This window comes from Streptomyces sp. NPDC086549 (assembly GCF_044746205.1).
GTDB lineage: Bacteria > Actinomycetota > Actinomycetes > Streptomycetales > Streptomycetaceae > Streptomyces.
This window is the reverse complement of record NZ_JBIVBS010000025.1, coordinates 80,049-96,350: the sequence shown is the minus strand read 5'-3', so window position 1 is coordinate 96,350 and position 16,302 is coordinate 80,049. Positions and strand designations below refer to the sequence as shown.

The following is a 16,302-nucleotide window of genomic DNA, read 5'->3' as shown; positions in this document are numbered from 1 at the left end:
AAAGACGGGGGTACTCCACGTGGCTGCGCTGCGACGCGCCTTATGTAGCAAGCCGCCACGTGTCTGTAATCCGCGTCGGTGGGAACGGCACCGACTGCTCCTACCGGGCGCGGAGAGTGTGGGCACAACGCCCTTCTGCTCGTTGTCGCCGTGACACGCGGCATGGCCCCGTGCATCGGGTCGTACGTGTCAGCCTCCGCCCTTGCTGCACCAGGATCGACCGTCGGGCGGGGCGCATCCTGCGCCAGTTGCCCATGGTGGCCGCAGGCGTACCCGAAGGTGTACGTGCTGAAGCTCGTCAGCGGCGGGGCTCTCGCTCTCTTCCCAACAGCGCACACCGAGGAGTCACTCCTCAAGGTGGCTGCGATCGAGTACCGGATGGTGGGCTCCCGATGAGCGCAAGGAAAGCCGCCCACCGAGACCGTCGTTCCAAGGCTCTCAGGAACTTCCTATTCAGACCGCCAGATTCCGCGGGGTGCAGGAGCACGATGCGTATCTCGCCCCGCCGTCCGCATCAAGGGGGATCGGTTGACTACGCGACATCCGACCAGCACAGACTTCACCCACGCCGATATTGACGAATACCGCAACCTGGTGACGGACCTTCTCGCCGCCTGCAGACGGGCTGCGGAGCAGCACTCTCCTACAGGGGCCTGGGCACCCTCCTCGCATGACCTTTCCGACCAGTTCGGTGAGGCCATGGGGATAATCGCAGACCTCTCCCGGGCGTTGAACGGCACACGCAACGGGATCCGCCGGATTCACGGTCGGGCGCGCGAACGGTTACACAACACTGCCGCTTCTCCCATCCAACGGCGGCAGCCCACTCCATACCCGAGGAAAACTCAAGCGCTCTGGGCGCCTTCCCCACCCGGCGAGACCCAGCGGAGGCAAGGGCACAGCACCCTGCGCGACGGGCCCTGACCCCGGGATCGGGCGCAGGGCCCCTGGCGCAGGAAGAACTCACTGGCAGGGACCAAATACCGACCCTGGCCCCTGGGGTTCGGTCCCTCCGTGTTTTCGCAGGTCAGACCACTTGCTCCTGCCTGGCCAGGGACCCAAGGGACTCAACTTGCCAATTATGGCGTGGTGCAGGAGGTGCATCGTGTACGCGCGGGCGTGTACTGACTGCGCTCTCTAGGGTCAGCTCATAATTAGGATTTTCAGTCCCTACAGTCCCTGTGAACGAGGGATGAAAGTGCGCTGACCTGCGTCTTTGTATGAGGGGCTGGCAGGGCTGGCCAGGCCCTCGCCTGGCAGGTTTTCGGTCCCTGCCCATGCCCTGGCGGGGCGTTTTGCCGGTCCCGGCTCTTCCTGTGCCCGGGCAGGAGTTCGGTCCCTCCCCGCCCGGGGCCAGGGACTGAGGCGCCGAGCCCCCTTCTCCGGCTGCGGGAATCCCTGGTGGAGGCAGAGCCGCCTGGACAGGCTCGCTGAGGGGACCCGAAAGGGACCCAAGGGACTCAATAACGGATACGACGCCACGCGTCCGAGCTACCGGACTCCAGCCTCACAACGACCTACACCCTCTTCCCGAAGTACAGTCCCTTCGGTCCCTGAAGTGACGTCGTCCACGCGGGTGGCCTGACGTTTTCCCGGCAGAGACTGAACGAACGAGAACTGACAAGGACGAACCGCGTGCCGCGCCCTGGTGAGACCCGCACGCCTGCCGCTCAGGCCAGGCCGCTACCGCCGCATGCCGTGGCCCGCTGGTGTGCCGCGCAAGGCTGGCCGGTCCACCCCCTGGCCCCTGGACGCAAAACACCGGCCGCGAACTGCCCCGAGTGCAGGGACCGAAATCACAATCCCAGGACGTGCCCCTGCCTCCCCGCAGCCCGGCCATGCCACGGTTTTCATGCCGCCACTACCAGAACCGACTCCATCGACACATGGTGGGGCGAACACCCCGCAGCAGGCGTAGGCGTGGCGTGCGGACCAGCACACCTGGTCGTCATCGACATCGACGCACACCGTGCCCCGGTCCCCGACCGGACACGCCTCCTGCCCGGCATTCCCATCCCCGACACGGTCAACCTCGCCGGCCTCGCTTCCGGCTTCGACACACTCGCACTGCTTGCGGCCTACCGAGGCCAGCCCGACCCCGCCCTTGACCAGGAGACCCTGCGCGTGCGTACGCCCTCGGGCGGCCTCCACGTCTGGTACCGCAATCCCGACCCGGAACGACGGTTCCGGTGCTCGACCGGCTCCAGCCCGAAGACCGCACTGGCCTGGCAGGTTGACATACGGTCTGACGGCGGATACATCATCGCCCCCGGGACCCGCACCAGCGACGGCGCCTACCAGGCCGAGGGCCCCGCCCGCCTTCCGGCCCCCCTGCCCGCATGGCTGGAGAACGAACTCATCCGCACGGGGCACCTCATCACGCCTCCCCCCTCCCAACCCCCGGCCGCCCCACCGCATCCCCGAAGCCCCCACCGGGCGCCTTCAGCGGCCCACAGGGTTATTGCTCCTCTGATCGAGCAGGTCACTGCCTGCGCGGCAGCTCCGGAAGGCACCGCGTTTACAGAGAAGTTGAATCGCGCCGCTTACACCGCGGGAGGCCTCGCGGCAGCCGGTCACCTGGACGAAGCAGCCGTCCGCGATCAACTGCTCCAGACAGCCAACCAGGCCCGCCCCGCACAATCGGCCCGCAACGAAAAGATCATCGACAGCGGCCTTGCCGCAGGGGCCGCCCACCCGTTCCGCCTCGAAGGACGACCATGAGCGCCGACACGCCGCGTTTTGATGCACAGGCCGCCGCTCAGCAGATGCTCGATCTCGAGGCGGCCGAACAACAGACCTCCAAGCTGTTGCCCGCACAGGCTACTGCCACCCCAGCCGCTCACATGCCTTCAGCCGGACTGCTGCCCCCGTCCCTGTCCGACCGCGGCAACGCCCGGCTATTCGTCCAGCTCTACCGCGACCAGTTCCGGCACGCCGAGGGACTGGGCTGGTTCGTGTGGGACGGCTACCGCTGGAAGCGCACCGGCGGCGAGAAGGCAGCCCTGTGGGCCGCCGGCGAAATGGCCGAGGACATGCCCACCACCGACCCGCATGGCGTCTACTCAGATCGCGACCTCGGCCACCATAAGCGCAAGACCCTCTCCACCACCGGCATGCAGGCCCTACTCACCCAGGCCAAGGCCTCCCCGGACCTGTCTGTCGACCCCGACGTCCTCGACGGCGACCCGTACGCACTGTGCACCCCGGCCGGCGTCGTCGACCTGCACACCGGACAGCTCCGCAAGCCCGACCCGACACGAGACTTCCACTCCCGTGCCACGAGCGTCGCCCCCCAGCCGATGGACACCCCGCGCTGGGACTGCTTCCTGGCCGACACCTTCGGCAACGACGCCGAAGGCCGGGAAATGATCGGCTTCCTGCACCTACTGCTCGGCTACTCCATCACCGGCGACGTCGGCGCCCAGGTCCTGCCCTTCCTCCACGGCGAAGGCAAGAACGGCAAGAGCGTCCTCCTCGACACCATGATCCAGATCCTGGGCGACTACGCGGACGCCGCCCCACCCGGCTTCCTCATGGACCGCGGCGCCTACGCCGAGCACTCCACCGAGCTCACCGAACTGCACGGACGCCGCCTCGTGGTGTGCAGCGAACTCAAACCCAACGACAAATTCGACGAAGCCCGAGTCCGGCTCCTCACCGGCGGCGACAAGATCAAAGCCCGCAGAATGCGGCAGGACTACTTCTCCTTCACCCCCACCCACCACCTGTGGTTGCTCGGCAACCACCGCCCCGAGGTCTCAACCGGCGGGTTCGCCTTCTGGCGCCGCATCCGCCTGGTGCCCTTCACCCGCACCGTCGCCGCCGAACGCCGCATCGACAACCTCGCCTTCGAGCTCGTCCGCGACGAAGGCCCTGGCATCCTGCAATGGCTCATCGAAGGCTCCCGCCGCTACCTCACCACCCGCGACCCCCTCGAAGGCCCCGACCGCGTCCGCATCGCCACCAGCGCCTACGCCACCACCGAAGACCACATCGGCCGCTTCCTCACCGAATGCTGCACCCGCGACGCCGACGCCGCAGCCGAACTACGTGTGGAACAAGGCCTCCTGTTCACGGAATACACCGCGTGGTGCAACTCCGGCGAAGGCATCCGCCCCGCCACCCCCCGCGTCTTCGCCACCCGAGTCCGCCAGGAAGTCGGCCTCAGCTCACCCTCCGACATGATCAAATCCAACGGCCGCAAGTACTACCCCGGACTCGCCCTGGTCGTGACCGAATGACCCACCACACGCACCCCAAGACCGCACCCGCGGCCCTACGCCCCAGCCCACGCGCGAACTACGATGAAACCCTGGCCCCCCACCCGGCGGCCCCCGCACCCTGCTCCGCCGCCACCCGGCACGCAGAGCACCGCACCACACACGCACGCCAGGCTGCGCCCCTGCACCGGGGCCAGCTGACGAAGAAGGGGCTGCAGCCATGAGCTCGCTGTTGAACGCAAGCGAGATCACCCACGAGGAAGAGGTGGTGTGGCTGGAGGACCCTGGCACCCTCGACTACGTCCGTCAGGCCCTGGACAAGACCAAACGCCGCAACACCAAACCGCCGTACGCCCGCGACGGCCGCATGATCGGCTACGCCATCCTGGACGACGAAGCCGAACCCGACCCCGACAGCGGCCTGTACCGTCGGCGCGTGTTCTTTCTCCTCCCGCACGACCGCGACAGCCTGCCCCGGGGGCCCTACCACGTAGGGGCCCCGGGTGAAGCCGTCGATCCACGCACCATCGAACCGAGGAACCCCGGCGCGAAGACACCCCGCTCCCAGGGACGTACGGCCATAGCATCGGCGACCTCATAAAGGCAGGCCCGTAAGGGCTCGCGTCCTGGGAGGGAGGCTGCCTTGGCGGTGAATACGCGGGAGCGGGGAGACAGCGTCACCGACTGTCCTTTGGGCAGCGCTGCTCCAGAAGGGTCCCGGTATTACACCGGGCACGATCGGCTGGACGCTTCAGGCCGTAGGCCGTCAGGTTGCTGTTCCTCTCCTCTGGCTGCTGACTTCACTCATCGGCAACGAGTCCATGAAGTTAAAGAGCTGCAAAAAACTATTGTTGAGCCATCACATAATGAGGCCTTCTTTCACCGACGCGATGTGCCTTCAGTAGAAGGAGGTTGGCACTCCGATAAAGGGACGTGCACACGACATAGCTGGCGGGTAGGTTTGGAGTTGATCTCGAGCGCACCCAGGCCACAGGGGTCTGCCGGGAAATGTCGGGGTCAGGAAGGACCGTTATGACCGGACGGTTCAATACAGAGGGCCCGGTCTGTTCGTACCGGCGCACGGGTCACAATCCCGAGTTAGGTGCGAGGAGGCTGGAGAGCCTGACCGGGCGGGAGCGCGAAGTGCTCCTGATGCTCGGGACAGGCCTGGGCAACCGGGAACTGGCCCAGGAGTTGGGCATCGCAGAACGCACCGTGAAAGCGCACATCGCGAGCATCGTGGAGAAGACCAAGCAGCAGACCCGCACGCAGGCCGCGATCCTCGCTGCGCTGGCCCACGATGAGCTGTGTTCCGATTCGGCGTGCGCGCGGCATGTGGCGAAGAGCCTGGACCAAGGGCAGAAGTCCTCTGCCGCCTAGCAGGGATCTGGGCCCGGCCTGTCGACCGGGCGGGCAGGCACAGAATCGGTCACTGTGCTGCGATGCAGTGGGAGGTCTGCCGGATCGGGGCGATGAGCTTGGACAGGCCGACCAGGGTGGCGTCGGTCTTGCCTCCGCCGTCGAAGATGACCTGGGTGGCCGGCGTGCGGCCGTAGCTGACGATGACCTTTCGTGTGCGGATGGACTGCGCTTGGTCGAGGACCCAGTCGATGCCGTCGACGGCGAAGCAGGGGTCCCTGGTCGGCCCCGGGGGCGTGTCCCCGCAGCGCAGGATGATGTCACGGTCCCCCACACCGCCACACCCGTAAGGCTGCTGTCGCGGCGGGGCGGGTCCCCGAGGGATGCCGGGGCTGTGTCGATGATGCGGCGGCGCTGCGGGGCGCCGGAGGTACACGGCCGACCAGAGCTGCCGACACAGGCTCACACCGAGCCGGGCCGATCACGGAGGCTGCGGCACGACGGGCCCATCCACGGAGTGCCGAATACCTGCGGGTTTCGCGCGAGGTGGCGCACTGCTGCTCCCGCTCGCGGAAAATACCCTGGAGTGACGTTACAGACCATCCTGCCTGGGAGTGGGTGTCTTTTAGGGCATAAGACTTTCGGGTATTGCACATTTAGACAACAGGTACCTCCTGGCGGGCTCGTTTATCGCTTGTTTAGCTATTTGATCTAAACCTTCTGAGATTCATGTGTTCGGCTCCTGATCGGTCAGGCCAGCGGATAATTGTGCGCAGCGGCGCTGGCGGAACTGTGCGCGGTGGAGTGAGGCGGGTGACCGGCCCGCCGCACACGTTGCGGTCACGTCGGAAGCGGCAGATTTGCGCCACTGGGGCGGTACGCAGAAGCCGCTGCGGCTCCAATGGAGCAAATCGCCCGGAGGGGCACAACTCCATAAACGCGGGGAAAGGTCAACAACTGTGTCGGAAGATTCCGAAAAGACGGAGAAAGTGAGCGAGGGGGAGGGGCACCTGGACATCGCACTGCGCGAGCAGCCACCGGCACCGGGGGACGCCGCTGCCATCAGCGACCTCACACCGCGTGAACGTGAGGTGCTACTGCTGCTGTCATGTGCCGCTTCCAACCGCGATATCGGACGTAAGCTCGGCATAGCCGAACGTACCGCCAAGGCCCATCTGACCAGCATCATGACCAAGATCAGCGTCAGTTCCCGGACGGAAGCAGCCCTGTTTGCTTACGCGCATCATCGCTGCATCGTGTGCTGGGGTACTGCTTGATTGAGGCTCAACCTCAAGAGTGGACACCGGGTTTCATGCGACGAGCGTCAGCGTAGGTGATGAGATCAGCTGTTGCTCGAACTCGACTGGCGTGAGGTAGCCGAGGGCGGAGTGGCGGCGGCGCCGGTTGTAGTAGGCCAGCCAGCGGAACAGCTCCAGCCGTGTCTGTGCCTTCGAGGTGAGGCGTCGCTCGTGGAGCAGTTCCCGTTTCAGGCCCTGGAAGAACGACTCGGCCAGGGCATTGTCGTAACTCGAGCCGACGCGGCCCATGCTGCGGCGGATGCCGTGCCGGCGGCAGACCTCGGCGAAGGCCGCTGCCGTATATTGGCCAGGTTCAACCAGTGGATGCAACACCGGCTTATGTGATCGATAGTAGATGGTCGTTGAGAGCTTCGGCGGGTGTCTTCCAACCGAGGCTCTTGCGAGGGCGGCTGTTGAGGGTGGCAGCGACCGCCTCGATATCCTCCGCCGCCCACCGGGAAAGGTCAGTGCCCTTGGGGAAGTATTGGCGCAACAGGCCGTTCGTGTTCTCGTTGGTGCCGCGCTGCCAGGGACTGTGCGGGTCGGCGAAGTAGACCGGGACGCCGGTCTGGATCGTGAACTGGGCGTGTGCCGACAGCTCCTTGCCGCGGTCCCAGGTCAGCGACCGCCATAGTTGCCCGGGCAGAGTGCCGACTGTGGCCGCAAGCGCATCTTTCATCGTCACCGCGCCATAGCCGGCCAGTGGCGGCCCGTTCTTGGTACGCGGGACGATGCCGTAGCCGTCCTGGCGGGGCAGGTGGACGAGCAGCGTGAATCGGGTTGTCCGCTCAACCAGCGTGCCGATCGCCGATCGTTCGAGTCCGATCAGGAGGTCGCCCTCCCAATGTCCCGGTACGGCTCGGTCGTCGGCCTCGGCTCCCAGATGCCGGCCTGCTCACGCAGCCGGGGCAGGCCGGGCGGTGCAGGGATGGCCAGGCGGCGATTGAGCTGCCCGGCGACCGTCATCACCTCGTCGCCGTCTTCGACCTCCGCCAGGGTCGACGGCTGAACCCGCTCCAGCAGCATTGCGTACCGCTCGTCGTCGCGCTCATGCAGCAGGACGGCGCCGCACCCGCCCCTGGCAATGAACGCATCCGGCTCATGGACATTGCCGGGATGCGGAAAAGACACCTTCAGCACGGCGCTCTCCTCAGCCCGCCGTCGTACCGGAACGATGACGCCAACGCCCCCGTGCATGACCTCGCCATCAGGCACGCATCCCCAGCGCCCCAGCAACTCCTTCACGATGCAGGTCAGCTCGGCGAGCCACGCCGCCCCGGCCATCCCCCTCGCGGTCGACGGTGCACTGTGCGAACTCCTTCGCGATCATCCCGGCACCCTACGCGCCAGCCCGCCGCAGCCACTAAGTGGTCGGCTTCGGAAATCCTTCGGGGGTTGATCATGCTGCCGGTGCCACGGAGGATTGGTCGTGGTGATCGGCGGTGTGCCGGTCAAGCCTGGCCAGCAGATCGTCCAGGTCGGAGGTGGTGAACTTCCACTGGAACGGCTGTGTCGTGGCGTTGTAGCGGTCTTCGAAGGCTCGGAGGCGGTCCCGGACCTGGGCAAGGTCGGTGAAGTCGTTGGGTGAGACGACCTTGCGCTGAACGACGGAGAAGTAGATCTCGACCTGGTTCAGCCAGGAGGCGTGGACGGGTGTGTGGACCATGACCGCGTTCGGGAACGCGGCGGACAGTCGGTCGGTGGCTTTCTTACCGCGGTGGGAGGAGCCGTTGTCGACGATCCAGAGCACGCGTTTCGCGCTGGCGTAGGGCTCTTGGTCCATGACCTGGGTGACCAGGTTCATGAACGGCTCGATGCCGGTGCACGGTTCGGTGCGGCCGAAGATCTGCGCGTGGTGGACGTCGTAGGCGGCGAGGTAGGCCAGGGCTCCACCGCGGCCGTAGGTGTGGTTGACGCGCATCGCGCGGGCCTGCCCGGGAGCGAGAGTGGGGTGGCAGCGACAGCGGGTCTGGACGGAGGTCTTCTCATCCGCGCTGATGACGTATTCGTCCGTGTCGAGCGGTTTCCCCTGCCAGGTGCGAGCGTACAAGTCCAGCACGCGTTCGGCCTTGGTGCGGAAGCCGGCGTCGGTGATGAAGATCCATGAGCGGTGCTGCCAGGGCTTGAGCGCGTCCCGTGCGAGCCAGCGGCGCACGGTGGAGGCCGACAGGAAGGTTGCGATGCCACGTTCGGCGGCCTCGCGGGCCAGCTCCGGGCAGCTCCAGCGGGACAGCGGCACGCCGGTCTCGGCGGGCAGCTGGCAGGCCAGGGCGGTGATCTGAGCTGTCTGCAGTGCGGTGAAGGAGGGTGGGCGGCCGGGGCGCTTGCGGTCCGCCAGGCCGGGCAGCCTCGCTTCAGCGAAGCGGCCCCGCCACGTGCGCACGGTGTCTACATGCACCCCTACCCGCTCTGCGATGCGTGCGTTGGCCAGCCCTTGTGCCGCGTGCAGGACAATCTGCGCGCGTAGGCGCAGCCGATACTCGGTCTTGTGGCCCCAGGCCATCTTCTTCAACCGGTGCCGCTCGCCTGCGGCCAGAGCTATCGGACATGCGGCGGCAACGGGCACGGATACCTCTCGACCGGTGGGCGCGATCCCACAGAACGGCTCCACAACTCAGTGCAGCGGGCTATAAGGGAGCGGCTCAGCGGCTCATGCCCTGGCGCTTTCGACACTGACAGTGCGGGCGCGGACCACGAACGGCCGGGAGATGACGGTGAGGGCGAGGGAGACCGCGGCTGTGGTGGTGATCGCGTTGCCTGGAGTGACGTGTTGGGCGATCCCGCCGGCGATCACGGCGCCGATGCCCTGCCACGTCATCCGGCCTGCGGACTCCACACCCTGGATCTGGCCGCGGACCGGATCGGGGGTCAGCGCGAGAAGCTGCTCCTGCAGGGGCAGGGTGGCGGCGAACCCGCCGCTGGCAATGAACACTGCGGCTGTCGCAACCGGCAGGGGTGGGTGGATCGCGAACAGCAGGTAAGGGGCAGCGAGTAGCAGTCGGAGGGCAAACGCATAGCGGCGTCGCTGGCCTGCGGTGAGCAGTCGCCCGACGGTCAGGTCTCCCAGGAGCATGCCTGCCGATCCGGCGGCCAGGAGAGCGCCGGCGTGGTGCATGTCGTAGGAGATGAACAGAGCCTCGCAGCCGACGATCAGGCCGTTGGGAACCCACAGGTTCAGCAGCAGTGCCCGCTGGCCGGAGTGGGAGAAGAGCGCGATGTTCGTGATCCAGGTCTGACGCAGTCCGGGGCGACGGGTCAGACGGATCGAGTGCTCCCGGACGGTTGCGGCCACCACGATCAACCCGATTCCTGTCAGGGCTGAGGCGACGATGAAAATTGCTTGCGGGCTCAGGTACCGCAACAGCACAGCGCCGATGGCATATCCGAGGATCGCCATGCCACCCGAGGTGATGTTCATCAGCGAACGTGCCAACGCGTATGCGGAGTCCGGTACAACCTCGGCGAGCAGCCCCATTCGAGTGCCGGTCCCCAGGGACTGGAAGAATCCCAGCACCAGCAGTAGAGCGAACCGGGCGGCCAACGAAAGCCCTGGGATCGCCTGCGCGGCAACACCCGCGAGCGAGACGCACTGAAGCGCGACGAGGGTCCGGCGAGGATGGCGTCCGTCCGCAACCGACATCAGCGTCAACGCACCGAACACGGTGGCGAATGTGGCGCCGTACATGCTCACGGCGGTCAGGAACGGGGAGCTGGTCTGCTGGTTGACCAGGGCGCCGAGCGTGAAGCCCGACACGGTGCTCGCGGCGACCATGAGCGTGAAGCTGGCGTATAGGCCGGTGAACTCGCGATTGCGGAGCAGGGCGCGGTAACTGGCAGGGGCAGGCGTGACGGGCATTGAGGTGTCAGAAGGCATGAAAAAAGCCTCCGGACGTGCGCTGGGCGCCGCTGAAGGCCAACGCGATGATTCTAGCACTCGTCCCAGACCTGCCCACGACCCGCCAGCATCACTTCGACCACGTCGCGGCCGCGACCGCTCGACGAAGCGACGTGCATGGTCCCGACTCCTGAGTCAACCCCCGAAGGATTTCCGGAGCGGACCACTAAGCCCAAGTCGGCCGCTGCCGCCGCCCGGCAGACCGCGATCTACAACTGGAGTATTAGAGCGCCTGTTCGATCGGCTGGGGACGTGCTGTGGTGGCACCCAATCGATGTCATCGGCCGTTGCGCGCAAACCTCAACAGCAGAGGGACCCGCTAGGAATAGCGAAGCCGCCGCCAAGGAAGCTCCCCGTAGGGGATGCATCCATTGGCGGCGGCGACCCCGGGCGCGGGGGACGCTCCGGGAGGGGGAGAGCGGTGCCTGTCCGGCCGGTGCGCTTGTGGCCGTGTGCCTGACCAGGGCGGGGAGGGGGACATCCCAACAGGCGGCGCCCAGTTCATCGGGCGGGTGGACTCCTTCGGCGTCGAGCCCTGCGCTGGCGGGGCTGCTTGCCCGGCGGGAGAAGGCAGGTGAGCAGGATGCCGATCATGCCGGCGATGAGGCAGCAGGCGGCCTCCTGTGCTTGGCTCATGGACGCGTGCTCAATCTGGTGGGTCTGGTGTGGCCGGGACGTGGGGTGAGCACGCCCCGGCCGAAGCTCACTGGACGACCGGGCGGGTTCCGGCTGGCGTCACTTCTTCAGCAGGGTGATGACGATCTCGATCAGCTTCTTGCCACCGATTTCCAGAACGATCCGCACCGGGTTGTCCGGCTTGAGGGACTTGACCCACTTGATGAAGGCTGCGTAGCCCTTCTTCGCGGCGGCCTTGGCCTTCGAGTACTCCTTGGCCAGGTACTTCTTGATGTAGGCCACGATGTCCTTGGCCGCCTCGAGCAGGTCGGGGTTGGTGGCGGCCTTCGCGGTCACCGCCTCGCCCCGCTGGGAGGCGAGGGCGGTGGAGATTGCGTTCACCTGGGCCGGATTGGTGACCGCCTCGACCTGCGCGGCGGACACGACGGGGGTGCGGGAAGCCTCGACGGCGTTGGCCATCGGGGCGGCGACACCGAGCGCGAGTGCTGCGGTGACAGTGGCAGCGGCAATGCGCAGCTTGCTGGTCACAGGAAAGACTCCTCAGTCGGGTGGTGCGAACCGGCTTTTGGCCTGCGGGCAGAGACACCACACCAGGCGCAGCCGACTCTTCGCAGAGATCGAATCGATCGCTTTGGAGTTTTCCGTGACAGGCCCTGGGGCTGGTATTGGATCTTTGGGCATGGGCCTTTTGGGCACATGCTGCGCATCCCAGGATCAAAAGGCGAACACGCCGATCCCGGCAGCGACCCCCACGGCAGCCACGTACAGCAGTAGAAGCGCGGGGCGCCGCGCATTCGGCACGGCACCTGCCTCCCACGCTTTCTTCTCGGCGAACCCCAGCTGGAATGCCCAGACGATTCCGGAGAGGAGAAGCAGCCCCGATAGTGCCCGGAACGGCCAGCCCTCCGCTGTCCAGGCCAAGGCCAAACCCGCCGATAGAAGCATCGCGTCCGCAAAGTACGTGGCAGTGGGCGGCCTGCGGGCGCTGCTCTTACTGCTCCTCCTATGGACAGTGTTCATACAGCTTCCCCTCGCGTTACTAGAACGGCAGGGCATCGCGGTGCAGGAGGGCAAGTATTCCGCCAGTCACTATCAGGAAGGTGCCGATCTGGCGGGCATCGCGCAGTTTGTCCGACCGATTGTTTCTCCGGCACCACACCACGCCGGCGATCACCGACAGCCATGCCGCGGGATACAGCATCCACGCGGCACGCTCTCCGGAAATGCCTCCAAAGTTGGCTAGCGCGAGTGCTCCTGCGCCCAGGATGACTGCTGCGATCCACCACCAGTCGGCAACGCTGGACTTCTCCCGTTTCTGTTCGGCCGTCAACTTTCCTCCCCGTGCGAACAATGGCCCCCGCTGCGGTGGCAACGGGGGCCAGTAAACCACTGAGCAATCAGCCGTGGTGCGCGATCCAGTTGATGAGGCTCCACAACTGGTCGCCCCAGCCGACAACGGCGAGGATGCTCTTCCACACCCACTTCTTCGGGCTCCACGAGGAGAGCTCGTTGACCTTCTTCTTGAAGTAGGCGATGCCCTTCGTCTTGCCCAGGGACCAGGCCTTCTTCAGGACGGTCTTGCTCCACTTCCAGGCACCCGGCACCCTCTTGAGTGCCTTGAGGACCCACGTCCAGCCAGCCTTAGTGCCGATCTGGCCGTCGACCGTGACTGCGGAACCGTTCCCGGCCACCTTGGCCGCGATGCCCTCGCTGGTCAGCGAGGCAGTTAGAGCGCGAGCCTGGGCGGCATTGTCGAGCTGGAAGGTCTGGGTAGAGGCAGCCCGGGACTGCGCCGGCGCCTCCCGGGTGACGGCACTGGCCGCCGGAGCGGCGATGCCCAGAGCGACCGCAGCGGCCACCGAAGCCGCCGTCATACGAATTTTGCGGTTCACGGGAAAATCCCCCAAGTCATCTGCGAGACATGAGTGTTGGCGAGCGAATGACGAGCGGTGCGCCGCCTGGTGCATCCTCGCGACTCTGGGATCATGTGTTCCATTGGATCTTCGGGCATCCGACGTTCGTGCGATGCCAGCAGGTCTCCCCGCCTTTGGGCGGAAGCCAGAGCAACCGGACATGACCAACCGGCGTCTTGCCGCCCGGAATCCGGCGCGAACTACTTCAACAACGAAAGAGGTGCTGGTGACAGACGTGGTTGTCCAGGTGCGCGACCTCAGGCGCGCCTTCGGAAAAAGGCGAGTACTGGACGGCATATCGATGGACCTGCGCGCCGGCTGTGTCACCGGCTTCGTCGGCTCCAACGGCGCAGGCAAGACAACGACCCTGCGCGCCATGCTCGGCCTCCTCCCGGCCGAAGGGCACACCCTCTACCTCGGCCGCCCCCTCACCGCCTGGCGGGCCCCATCCCGCATCGTAGGGGCAGCCTTCGGCGGGGTAGGAGGCCACCCGAAGCATCGCGTACGCCACCACCTGCACATGGTCGCCGCCGGAGCCGGCGTGCCCGGACAACGCGCGGACGAACTACTGGAACAGGTCGGCATGCGCGAAGCCGCTGATGTCCGGATTTCAGCTCTATCTCTGGGCATGTCACAACGCGTCGGCATCGCGCAAGCACTGATCGCCTCACCTCGCGTTCTTGTTCTGGACGAGCCCGCAAACGGCCTCGACCCCCATGCCATCCGCTGGCTCCGTGACTTCCTGCGCACCCTCGCCGGCGCCGGGACAGCAATCCTCATCTCCAGCCATCTCCTGGCCGAAATGCAGCAGATGGCCGACAGTGTCGCCGTGCTCTCACAGGGAAAGATCGTCGCCGAGGCAGCCATGAGCGACCTCCTCGCCTACGCCGACCGGCAATCCGTCGTACAGATCCAGTTCCAGCCCGACGACGCACGCACACTCGCCGACCTGGCCCGCCAACACGGGTTCGGGCTGCGTCGCACCGGCCCGGACACAGCCGACGTCACCGGCACCAGCCGGGAGAAGCTGGCACGCCTGTGCCTTGACCAACGTGTCCCGTTGTTCCAGTTGACGGAGAACAGGGCCAGCCTCGAAGACTTCTACATGACCATCGCGCACGAGGAGTTCAAGATCGCATGAGCAACACGGTGAGCACCGACGGCACCGCCGCTCTCGAACCGTCCAGAGCGACGGCTTGGTGGAGGGCCTGCCACTACGAGCTGCGCCACCTGGCTGCCCTGCGCTCCACTTGGTTCCTCGCAGCGATCGTCGTCCTCTTAGCTCTGTGGGTCCCCATAGCGGCCCCGTTCGTCATCGAGTCCTCCAAGGACACGACCGATCCGGAACTCATGAACTCCGTACAGTGGACCCCGGCCCTCATGCAGATTCCCGCGCTTGCCGTCTACCTCCTCGTACTGGGAACCGGGCCGGTATCGACGGAACTGCTGCGTGGCGCAAGCCGGACCACCTGGCTCACCGCGGCCTCCCGCAGCTACGCCTTCTGGGCCAAGTGCACGGTCGGCGCTGCAATCGGAATCCTGGTATCGGCCGTGACCGGTCTCCTGGAGATCGTCGGCCTCGCAGTGGTCGCCGCCGCCAAGAGCGTCCACCCTCCTCTCTGGGGGCAACTGAGCGGAGCCACTGCGAGACTCGCACTCTGGATGGCCTGCTGGATGCTCCTGTGCACGTCAATGTCGGCACTGCTGCGCAACCGGGTCGGCCCGGTCCTGGTGCTGCTCCTCGTACCGCCGCTGGGAGAGCGGGTTGTGAGTGCCCTCTCCGGGCAGATCCCTGGCGTTCATCTCGACACGGTGGCCAACTGGCTTCCCTTCGCTGCCGGCCAGCAGATGCTGTCTGCAGACACCGCACGGGACGCCGTGCTGGGCGGCGTGGTCTTTGTCGCTTTCACCGCAGCGGTTGCGATGGCCGGGCACGCGGTGTATGCACGTCGAGCGGGTTGACGTGCCTAGGGTGTGTATCGAAAGTAGATCTTGAACGTGAGATGATCTTAATTCGTGGCACGTGGAGATCTGACGGACACGCAATGGGCGGTGCTGGAACCGCTGTTGCCGAAGGGCAAGAAGCCCGGACGGCCGCCGACGTGGGCCAGGCGGCAGCTGATCGACGGCATACGGTTCCGGGTCCGCACCGGCATCCCGTGGCGGGACCTCCCCGCCGAGTACGGGCCGTGGGGCCGGGCGTACGACCTGTTCCGCCGCTGGCAGCGGGACGGCACCTGGCATCGGATCTTCACCGAGCTCCAATCCCAGGCTGACGCGAAAGAGCTGATCACCTGGGACATCAACGTCGACTCCACGGTGTGCCGGGCCCACCAGCACGCCGCCGGTGCGAGGAAAAGGGGGAGCTGCAGAAGGAGCCGCCCGGCGGCGTCACCGTCGAGCCGGACGACCATGGGCTCGGGCGCTCGCGCGGCGGCCTGACCACCAAGCTGCACCTGGCCGTCGAACAGGGCCAGAAGCCCATGTCTATCGTGATCACGGCCGGGCAGCGGGGCGATTCCCCGCAGTTTGAGCCGGTCCTGAACAAGGTCCGTGTCCCGCGTCGTGGGCCGGGCAGGCCGCGCACCCGGCCCGATCGCGTGCGCGCCGACAAGGCGTACGCCTCCCGGAAGAACCGCGCTTACTTGAGGCGACGCGGGATCCGCTGCACCATCCCCGACAAGGCCGACCAGGCCCGCAACCGCAGGAAGCGCGGCGCGCGCGGCGGACGGCCGCCGAAGTTCGACCCGCAGGACTACAAGGCTCGGCACGCGGTCGAGTGCGGCATCAACCGCCTCAAACGGCACCGGGCCGTGGCCACGCGGTACGACAAGCTCGCGGTCCGCTACGAGGCCACCGTCCTCGTCGCCGCCATCAACGAATGGTTGTAAACGGCCGTGTTGTGGTGGCGCGGCGTAAGCTTCTTCGAAGCCAAGCGTTCTGCTGTCGGCCAAGACAGTCGCGGCTCCGATGGCATGGGC

At 66.4% G+C, this 16,302-nt stretch carries 15 protein-coding genes and 3 pseudogenes; 8 read left to right on the top strand and 10 right to left on the bottom strand.

Going from position 1 to position 16,302, the window contains the following annotated elements:
- Positions 1 to 1,698 precede the first annotated feature (1,698 nt).
- The 4 genes from ACIPSA_RS45515 to ACIPSA_RS45500 all read left to right on the top strand — a co-directional run bounded on the left by ACIPSA_RS45515 (position 1,699) and on the right by ACIPSA_RS45500 (position 5,600).
- A complete protein-coding gene (locus ACIPSA_RS45515; protein ID WP_402646714.1) occupies positions 1,699 to 2,721 on the top strand; it encodes a bifunctional DNA primase/polymerase in 1,023 nt (340 codons plus the stop codon).
- Complete coding sequence (locus ACIPSA_RS45510) at positions 2,718 to 4,241, top strand: phage/plasmid primase, P4 family (protein WP_402646659.1); 1,524 nt, start codon at positions 2,718 to 2,720, stop codon at positions 4,239 to 4,241. The genes ACIPSA_RS45515 and ACIPSA_RS45510 overlap by 4 nt, the downstream gene beginning before the upstream one ends.
- 199 nt (positions 4,242 to 4,440) lie before the next feature.
- Entirely contained in the window at positions 4,441 to 4,821 is a 381-nt protein-coding gene (locus ACIPSA_RS45505; RefSeq protein ID WP_402646657.1) for a DUF6009 family protein, read from the top strand.
- Positions 4,822 to 5,252: 431 nt separating this feature from the next.
- On the top strand, positions 5,253 to 5,600 hold the full coding sequence (locus ACIPSA_RS45500) for a helix-turn-helix transcriptional regulator (protein ID WP_402646655.1): 348 nt from the start codon (positions 5,253 to 5,255) through the stop codon (positions 5,598 to 5,600).
- A gap of 49 nt (positions 5,601 to 5,649) precedes the next feature.
- Here the strand turns inward: ACIPSA_RS45500 and ACIPSA_RS45495 are convergent, their stop codons facing one another.
- Positions 5,650 to 5,913 carry a hypothetical protein gene (locus tag ACIPSA_RS45495; RefSeq protein ID WP_402646652.1) on the bottom strand — a complete coding sequence of 88 codons (264 nt, stop codon included), beginning with the start codon at positions 5,911 to 5,913 and terminating at the stop codon, positions 5,650 to 5,652.
- A gap of 625 nt (positions 5,914 to 6,538) precedes the next feature.
- On the opposite strand from ACIPSA_RS45495, the gene ACIPSA_RS45490 reads away from it, so the two are divergent.
- Positions 6,539 to 6,856 carry a response regulator transcription factor gene (locus ACIPSA_RS45490; protein WP_402646649.1) on the top strand — a complete coding sequence of 106 codons (318 nt, stop codon included), beginning with the start codon at positions 6,539 to 6,541 and terminating at the stop codon, positions 6,854 to 6,856.
- Positions 6,857 to 6,889: 33 nt separating this feature from the next.
- Here the strand turns inward: ACIPSA_RS45490 and ACIPSA_RS45485 are convergent.
- The 9 genes and pseudogenes from ACIPSA_RS45485 to ACIPSA_RS45445 all read right to left on the bottom strand — a co-directional run.
- A pseudogene (locus tag ACIPSA_RS45485) lies at positions 6,890 to 7,183 on the bottom strand (integrase core domain-containing protein); the annotation flags it as partial.
- Between the two features lie 31 nt (positions 7,184 to 7,214).
- Positions 7,215 to 7,754: pseudogene (locus ACIPSA_RS45480) on the bottom strand (IS30 family transposase); the annotation flags it as partial.
- Positions 7,748 to 8,207: pseudogene (locus ACIPSA_RS45475) on the bottom strand (aminoglycoside phosphotransferase family protein); the annotation flags it as partial. The pseudogenes ACIPSA_RS45475 and ACIPSA_RS45480, both read right to left, overlap by 7 nt.
- A 69-nt stretch (positions 8,208 to 8,276) precedes the next feature.
- Entirely contained in the window at positions 8,277 to 9,443 is a 1,167-nt protein-coding gene (locus ACIPSA_RS45470) for an IS630 family transposase (protein ID WP_402646647.1), read from the bottom strand.
- An 84-nt stretch (positions 9,444 to 9,527) separates the two neighbouring features.
- Positions 9,528 to 10,751 carry an MFS transporter gene (locus tag ACIPSA_RS45465; protein ID WP_402646644.1) on the bottom strand — a complete coding sequence of 408 codons (1,224 nt, stop codon included), beginning with the start codon at positions 10,749 to 10,751 and terminating at the stop codon, positions 9,528 to 9,530.
- A 756-nt stretch (positions 10,752 to 11,507) separates the two neighbouring features.
- On the bottom strand, positions 11,508 to 11,936 hold the full coding sequence (locus ACIPSA_RS45460; protein WP_402646642.1) for a hypothetical protein: 429 nt from the start codon (positions 11,934 to 11,936) through the stop codon (positions 11,508 to 11,510).
- Between the two features lie 186 nt (positions 11,937 to 12,122).
- Positions 12,123 to 12,428 carry a hypothetical protein gene (locus tag ACIPSA_RS45455; RefSeq protein ID WP_402646639.1) on the bottom strand — a complete coding sequence of 102 codons (306 nt, stop codon included), beginning with the start codon at positions 12,426 to 12,428 and terminating at the stop codon, positions 12,123 to 12,125.
- Between the two features lie 19 nt (positions 12,429 to 12,447).
- On the bottom strand, positions 12,448 to 12,738 hold the full coding sequence (locus tag ACIPSA_RS45450; RefSeq protein ID WP_402646637.1) for a hypothetical protein: 291 nt from the start codon (positions 12,736 to 12,738) through the stop codon (positions 12,448 to 12,450).
- A 67-nt stretch (positions 12,739 to 12,805) separates the two neighbouring features.
- Positions 12,806 to 13,300 (bottom strand): hypothetical protein, encoded by a 495-nt coding sequence (locus ACIPSA_RS45445; protein ID WP_402646634.1) that lies wholly within the window; start codon positions 13,298 to 13,300, stop codon positions 12,806 to 12,808.
- A 103-nt stretch (positions 13,301 to 13,403) separates the two neighbouring features.
- On the opposite strand from ACIPSA_RS45445, the gene ACIPSA_RS45440 reads away from it, so the two are divergent.
- The 3 genes from ACIPSA_RS45440 (at position 13,404) to ACIPSA_RS45430 (ending at position 16,212) form a co-directional block, all read left to right on the top strand.
- Positions 13,404 to 14,462, top strand: a complete 1,059-nt coding sequence (locus tag ACIPSA_RS45440; RefSeq protein WP_402646631.1) for an ABC transporter ATP-binding protein — start codon at positions 13,404 to 13,406, stop codon at positions 14,460 to 14,462.
- Positions 14,459 to 15,283, top strand: a complete 825-nt coding sequence (locus tag ACIPSA_RS45435) for a hypothetical protein (protein ID WP_402646628.1) — start codon at positions 14,459 to 14,461, stop codon at positions 15,281 to 15,283. The genes ACIPSA_RS45440 and ACIPSA_RS45435 overlap by 4 nt, the downstream gene beginning before the upstream one ends.
- Positions 15,284 to 15,337: 54 nt before the next feature.
- Positions 15,338 to 16,212, top strand: a protein-coding gene (locus ACIPSA_RS45430) for an IS5 family transposase (protein WP_402646626.1) whose coding sequence is annotated in 2 segments (ribosomal slippage) — positions 15,338 to 15,728 and positions 15,728 to 16,212 — 876 coding nt in all. Because the reading frame shifts where the segments join, the coding sequence is not laid out codon by codon here.
- The last annotated feature ends 90 nt before the right edge of the window (positions 16,213 to 16,302 follow it).

Excerpts from the sequence above, each read along its gene's own strand:
- ACIPSA_RS45500 (WP_402646655.1), top strand. The coding sequence starts at position 5,253 with ATGACCGGACGGTTCAATACAGAGGGCCCGGTCTGTTCGTACCGGCGC.
- ACIPSA_RS45455 (WP_402646639.1), bottom strand. The coding sequence starts at position 12,428 with ATGAACACTGTCCATAGGAGGAGCAGTAAGAGCAGCGCCCGCAGGCCG.
- ACIPSA_RS45510 (WP_402646659.1), top strand. The coding sequence starts at position 2,718 with ATGAGCGCCGACACGCCGCGTTTTGATGCACAGGCCGCCGCTCAGCAG.
- ACIPSA_RS45435 (WP_402646628.1), top strand. The coding sequence starts at position 14,459 with ATGAGCAACACGGTGAGCACCGACGGCACCGCCGCTCTCGAACCGTCC.
- ACIPSA_RS45465 (WP_402646644.1), bottom strand. The coding sequence starts at position 10,751 with ATGCCTTCTGACACCTCAATGCCCGTCACGCCTGCCCCTGCCAGTTAC.
- ACIPSA_RS45505 (WP_402646657.1), top strand. The coding sequence starts at position 4,441 with ATGAGCTCGCTGTTGAACGCAAGCGAGATCACCCACGAGGAAGAGGTG.